The 6,162-nt window shown below is 39.4% G+C and carries 6 protein-coding genes; 3 read left to right on the forward strand and 3 right to left on the reverse strand.

What is annotated here, in order from left to right:
- A partial coding sequence (locus tag U1E44_RS07720; RefSeq protein ID WP_322930489.1) for a malectin domain-containing carbohydrate-binding protein occupies positions 1 to 929 on the forward strand: 929 nt, incomplete at its 5' end.
- A 24-nt stretch (positions 930 to 953) separates the two neighbouring features.
- Here the strand turns inward: U1E44_RS07720 and U1E44_RS07725 are convergent.
- The gene (locus U1E44_RS07725; protein ID WP_322930490.1) at positions 954 to 1,862 is read right to left on the reverse strand and encodes a tyrosine-protein phosphatase; all 909 of its coding nucleotides are present in this window, start codon (positions 1,860 to 1,862) and stop codon (positions 954 to 956) included.
- A 221-nt stretch (positions 1,863 to 2,083) separates the two neighbouring features.
- On the opposite strand from U1E44_RS07725, the gene U1E44_RS07730 reads away from it, so the two are divergent.
- Both U1E44_RS07730 and U1E44_RS07735 read left to right on the forward strand, forming a co-directional pair.
- Entirely contained in the window at positions 2,084 to 3,343 is a 1,260-nt protein-coding gene (locus tag U1E44_RS07730) for a hypothetical protein (RefSeq protein ID WP_322930491.1), read from the forward strand.
- A gap of 21 nt (positions 3,344 to 3,364) precedes the next feature.
- Positions 3,365 to 3,832 carry a GNAT family N-acetyltransferase gene (locus U1E44_RS07735; protein ID WP_322930492.1) on the forward strand — a complete coding sequence of 156 codons (468 nt, stop codon included), beginning with the start codon at positions 3,365 to 3,367 and terminating at the stop codon, positions 3,830 to 3,832.
- Between the two features lie 17 nt (positions 3,833 to 3,849).
- Here the strand turns inward: U1E44_RS07735 and U1E44_RS07740 are convergent, their stop codons facing one another.
- Together U1E44_RS07740 and U1E44_RS07745 are read right to left on the reverse strand one after the other, a co-directional pair.
- Entirely contained in the window at positions 3,850 to 4,992 is a 1,143-nt protein-coding gene (locus tag U1E44_RS07740; RefSeq protein ID WP_322930493.1) for an MFS transporter, read from the reverse strand.
- Positions 4,993 to 5,122: 130 nt separating this feature from the next.
- The gene (locus U1E44_RS07745; protein WP_322930494.1) at positions 5,123 to 5,599 is read right to left on the reverse strand and encodes a GAF domain-containing protein; all 477 of its coding nucleotides are present in this window, start codon (positions 5,597 to 5,599) and stop codon (positions 5,123 to 5,125) included.
- Positions 5,600 to 6,162: the final 563 nt, after the last annotated feature.

The raw sequence follows: 6,162 nt of genomic DNA on the forward strand, positions 1-6,162 counted from the left end.
CAGGCACTTACGTGTTCCGATTGACGGTGGTAGACGATGAGGGCGACAGCGGTTTTGATCAGGTTACGGTAACGGTTTCCTCTGAAAGCGCAGGGGGGGAGTCATTAGCCTTACGGATCAATACCGGTGGCGGTGAGGCGATGTATAATGGGGAGTTGTTTTCGTCTGACCAGTATTTTGATACGGGTAGTACATTGTCTCGTCCACAGACCGGATTGACTCCGCCGTACAGCACGATACGCTACAGTCCATCCCAAACCATGGGCTATTCGATACCACTTGCCAATGGCGATTATACGGTGATCCTTCATTTTGCTGAAGTATGGTTTGGTGCCACCGGGGGCGGTACAGGTGGTGTTGGTAGTCGCGTTTTTGATGTGCGGTTAGAGGATCAGTTGGTATTGGATAACTTGGATGTGTATGCAGAGGTTGGTGCCCAGAGTCAATTGTTGAAATCTTTCGAGGTGTTGATTTCGGATGGCATTTTAAATATTGATTTTTCATCTTTATCATCTGACGGAGGTACCAGACATCCAATAATCAATGCTATCGAAGTGCTTGGAACCAATACGAAGGCAGCAAGAACATTAATAGACAATAAAGAAATAACTTTTAATAAAGGATTAAAAACTAATATAGTAATAGAGTATGATAATTTTATTTCGGAAGAAGGACACATAATGCTTTCCCCAAATCCGACCAACATGGAAGCCACCATCTACACAAAGGATCAAACCTTTAATTTAGATGAAATCTACCTATTTGATAATTCAGGGCGGTTGGTGAAAAAATACGATGCGAAAAAACTTAAATCTTACGATAATCAATATAAGATTACTATCGATGATCTCGAAAATGGAACCTACTTCATTACTATGTCAACCGACTCCGGATTAAATTATTACAAACAATTAGTCGTCAAAAAATAACAAGTTGATATTTCAATAAAACTATCAATAAAAACGCCCAATCGTTTGGTCGATAACGGACAATAGCCGTGCTGCGTTTTTTTTTGAAAGGGTGATTTCTTTCAGAGCATGTAACTGGCTCAGGTTATGCACGTCTGAACCTAAAAAATCAATTTGCCCACGTTCTAATAGCTTGAATGCCGTTTTTTGCACCTCTTTGCCATAAAAGGAGGATAGAGATAACATATTCATTTGAAAAAGCACCCCTTGTGCTTTAAATTGATCGTATTTTTTGAGACTTTGATGTAAAAATAAGTAGCGTTCCGGGTGGGCTAATATGGGAAATAAACCCCTACCGGTGGTTTTTTCAATCGCTTCGGATATATGCAAGGGCGGTTGCAAGAACGACATTTCCACCAATAGATAGTCAGCCTTAAGTCGCATAATGCCATCGTTTTCCAAGAGCGTCTCAAAATTATCGTCGATCATGTGCTCAGCAGCCGCTTCGATATTACTATCCTTTAGTCCATGGTGCAGCATTTCCTTTTTAAGCCGATTTAAAGCTGCTGTTATCGTTGTTGGTGTATTGGGATAATAATTATGCATAATGTGCGGCGTGGTAATGAACCGATGTACCCCAAATTCAGCGAATCCTTTTAATAACGCCATAGAATCAGCAACAGTTTTAGCACCATCATCTATTCCGGGAAGGATATGGTTGTGGATATCTACGAAGCCTTCCAAAGAATCAATTAAAAATCTTTTTTTTGTAAAAAATAAGGGCATCCCGTATGGTTTTCTGCAAAAATAGGTTTTAATGGCTAACAATGGAATGGTTAACGGCATTTTGAAGGCAGCCCATTGTTTAAAAATTCGAGGTGAATTCGGTTCATACGGTGCATCGGTAACTGACAAAAAATTCTTTTGAGATACCCTTAATTTATCTAATTTCAATTTGTTTTTGATCTACTTTTGCAGCGAGAAATATGTTTCTATGAACTGTGTACATCCTAAAGAAACAGCTATGCATTATGGGGTTAAGGCGGATGTGGTTCTAATTTTCTTAGGATATAGCATTAAAAATCACAAAAAACAAAATACGAATTAAAGTTCTAGACCTATTGAAATCAAAATCAGAAAATAAGGAGGATTCGATCCTTAAGAAAAATTTTTTAATGATCTCCAGATGGGGTGAAACCCTAGATTTGGCGTATACTATTTTGTCCGAAGGACATGCCGTTAAATTTTTTATTGAAGATAAACCTTCTAAGGAAATTGGCTATGGTTTTGTGGACAAAGTAAAGGACTGGAAAAAACATATAGACTGGGCCGACATTCTTATTTTTGATTATACCGGATATGGAAAGATTTGTCAAGAACTACGAAATGCAGGCAAATTGGTCATCGGCGGCTCGGAATATACGGACCTTCTTGAATTGGATCGTACCTTTGGGCAAGAGGAACTCCGAAAACACGGGATTAAAATTTTACCGTCCAAGGAGTTTTTTAATTTTCAGGATGCCATCGACTACGTGGGTGCAAATCCCAACGCTTATGTTATAAAACCAAGTGGGGAAACACAAGAGTATAAACAACTTCTTTTTGTAGGTACAGATGATGAAGGTTTAGATGTTATACGGGTACTGAAGGCGTATGAACGCTCTTGGGGGAATGATTTTGGCAATTTTCAGTTGCAACGAAAGGTTAAGGGCGTAGAAGTTTCGGTGGCGGCCTATTTTAATGGAAAAGAGTTTATTTATCCCATCAATGTCACTTTTGAACACAAAAAATTATTCCCTAAAGAACTAGGTGTTTCAACAGGTGAAATGGGCTCTAGTATGTTCTGGGCCAAAGATTCGCCAATTTTTGATGCCACGTTAAAGAAGTTTGAACAAACCTTAGCTAGTAAGAATTTCATAGGCCAGCTAGATATAAATTGCATTGTAAACGGCAATGGCATTTATCCCTTAGAGTTTACATCCCGTTTTGGCTTTCCGCAGATCTTTATTCAGCGTGCGGGAATTAATGAGCCCATGGGGAATCTCTTTTATAAATTGGCGTCTGCTAAAACTTTTAAAATTAATGTAAAAAAAGGGTTTCAGGTAGGTGCCTATTTGGTGGTGCCCCCTTTTCCTTTTGAAGATAAAAAGACGTTTGATCTATTTTCTAAAGATTCCGTAATCGTCTTTAAAAAAGATGCCAAGGAAGGGATTCATCCTATGCATGTAAAGAAGATTAACAATGAATGGCTTATTACAGGGAATACCGGAATTGCGCTGTTGGTTACCGGTACAGGATTAACCATGCGGGATGCTCAAAAAATGATGCAAAATAGGATAAGTGCCATAATTATAAATAATGTGTATTATCGCACGGATATAGGCGATCGTTGGTTAGAAGATTCCGACAAGCTCTGGTCGTGGGGACTTTTATAACGGTATTAATATATTCTGAGAATGGAACTTACTTTTACTTCGGCTCAAAATAGTCCCACTGATTTTTTTAATGTGCTTCCCGAAGATTGGCGTCTTTTAATAGCACCTTACTGGGATACCTATGCGCCAACGTCTACGATTTATGTGCTGAAATGTGATACCGAAGTAGTTGCCGGAGGAATTCTTTTTGGTTCTGTATCTCCTGATATGACTCCCTTTGAAAAGGAACATGGCCATATTTATTTTGCCTTAGGATATCTGTACATTGGCTTTTTATGGGTTGTGCCCAAATGGAGGGGCGCACATTTAGGCTCTACATGGTTGCAAGAGTTAAAAAAAGAACATAAACACCAAGCCTTTTGGCTTACTATTGAAGAGGAATCCCTAAAAGAGTTTTATATAAAAAATGGTTTTCAGTGTATTGCCGAAAACAAACTTCAAGGAAATTCGGAATGGCTATTAATTTATCATTCCGTGAATGGTGATTAAATGGGTAGCTAAGATCGCTAGGCGGCTTTTTTTTGGTTTTGGAACAATAGTTTAGAAACCGGAATAAACATTAAACCGCAAAAAATAAAGATGATAAAAGAGATCTTTAAACTAAAAGCATGCGCCAAATACCCAATTAATGGAGGCCCTATGAACATGCCTACTGTACCATAGGTCGCAATAATAGAGATGGCCATGCCGGGGGAATATTTTGTAGAGGTTCCGGCCAACGAAAATGTCATAGGAAAGACCGCTGCAGTGCCAAAGCCCACCAAACAAAAACCAATAAGAGCGGGCCAAAAAAAAGGAAATACGATCGCCGTAAGGATGCCTATTGATATAAACGAAGCACTCATTAAAAATGTTTTTTCCATGCCTATATGTGCTATAATTCGATCTGAAAAAAATCGAGATAGTGCCATGAATATCATGAAAATGAGATAGCCCAAGGTAAATAGCTCTTCGTGGATCACCTCTCTAAAATAAATACCACTCCAATCAAACATGCCACCCTCGCAAACCGCGGCGAAAAAAATTAATATGCCCAAATAGAAAATAAAAGGATCGGGTTTGCCCAATATTAATTTATTACCAAGCGGACTTTTATCGTGTTTTAGTACAAAATGGTAGGCAATGACCGCGGAAAGAAATGTAAAGGAGGCGACGAAGATTAAATGCGTGGTCATGGCAATATCATTAGCAATCATAAGCGTAGAAAATCCAACACCTGCAATACCTCCGGTGCTCCAAACGCCATGAAAAGATCCATTTATTTGGCGATCAAACTGTTTTTGCAAGGAAAGAGCCTGAGTGTTCATGGAAATATTAAGAATTCGCATACAAAATGCAAACAAACAGATACTGGCCACTAAAGTCACATACGTTTCAGCAAAAGCGATGGTTACGAGCGAAATGGAAAAAACCACGAAAGCAGCTAAAAGGGGAACTCGGCTGTGAAATTTAGTAACCAACCACGTAGAGATAGGAAGCCCAATAAGGGAACTAATAGGCATCGCCAACAACACATTACCCAATTGCGCTTCATCGAAATCAAAGTAAGACTTTATAGTAGGAATTCGGGATGCCCATGTAGAAAAACATAGACCGGAAAGGAAAAAGTAAATACTTAAAGCAAAACGGTGTTGTTTTAATTTTTCCATGATCCTGTTTTGGATGTCAAATATCCAACCTAATTTTTAATTACAAAAATTGAATATATAACGGAATAATCATGGTTTTGCAGCCTTAAAAAGACTTTTTGAATGAAGTGTAGCACAATTAGGTTGATACCTATTTTCGTAATCGCTGGCTTATAGCAGTGCCAATGGCTAATAGCGACTGTACCTCATCCGCAGTAAAATCATAGGGCACAGGTTTTGCAATTCCAAGCGTGCCATGCAAAGTGCCATCTAGGAGCATAGGAACCACAATAGAGCCTTCCACTTTGGTCTCCTTGGCAGCCGGTCTTGCCACCCCTGAGGCATCCGTTTGTAGGTTGCACATTTCTACAGGCTTACGTCGTTCGGCAGCGATTCCGGCCATTCCTTTGCCTACAGGGATCGTAGCTACTTTAGGCAATAAAAAATCGGGTATGCCTTGTTGTGCGCTTAAATGCAGAAGCTGGGCTTCTTCTTCTAAAATATGGAGGGTTCCTGTGCTGCAACCAAAGTGGGAGATTATGGTGGATAGCAGGAGTTGCCAGTTTACAACCTCTTGGTTTAATAAGGACGTAATGTCTTGTAATGTAAATTCTGATGTAGTAGACATAAGGATACTCGGTTTGGTCTTCGGGTGTCAAAGATACGAAATTACCATGGTATGGCTTAGGTAAAAAGAAGGGCTACGGACAAAAAAAATAAAAAATTAGTGGTGTAGATTTTACCATAGAATAAGAACTTAAAATAACTTCATAAAAAAGGATTACTACTTCTTACATACCACAAGATTTTTAATGCATCAAAATAATCCGTAGTGATCTCATAAAATGCAAATAATAAACAACAAGAAATAAAAAAGCCACCTCTTGTGAAATGGCTCTTTACGTAGCGAGAGGGGGGCACGATCCCCGTCCGCCATCGGCGGATAGGAATCCTCCCTTATTTTTTGAAATGCATGGTAATCCAAGCGCTACCGGCTCCGGATTTCAAGTATCGTTTGCGAATTAGTGCTTCTTTTTTGGTTTCAAAGAATTCTACTGTGTAGCGAGAGGGGGGCACGATCCCCCGTCCGCCATCGGCGGATAGGAATCCTCCTTTATTTTTTGAAATGCATGGTAATCCAAGCGCTACCGACACCTGATTTCAGGAATTGCTCACGTTTTAGTGCTTCTT

This window comes from Aurantibrevibacter litoralis (genome assembly GCF_034651555.1).
In the GTDB taxonomy this organism is placed as follows: domain Bacteria; phylum Bacteroidota; class Bacteroidia; order Flavobacteriales; family Flavobacteriaceae; genus Aurantibrevibacter; species Aurantibrevibacter litoralis.

Bases quoted from the DNA above. Each gene is read 5' to 3' on its own strand.
- U1E44_RS07730 (WP_322930491.1), top strand. From the start codon at position 2,084: ATGATCTCCAGATGGGGTGAAACCCTAGATTTGGCGTATACTATTTTG.
- U1E44_RS07735 (WP_322930492.1), top strand. From the start codon at position 3,365: ATGGAACTTACTTTTACTTCGGCTCAAAATAGTCCCACTGATTTTTTT.
- U1E44_RS07740 (WP_322930493.1), bottom strand. From the start codon at position 4,992: ATGGAAAAATTAAAACAACACCGTTTTGCTTTAAGTATTTACTTTTTC.
- U1E44_RS07745 (WP_322930494.1), bottom strand. From the start codon at position 5,599: ATGTCTACTACATCAGAATTTACATTACAAGACATTACGTCCTTATTA.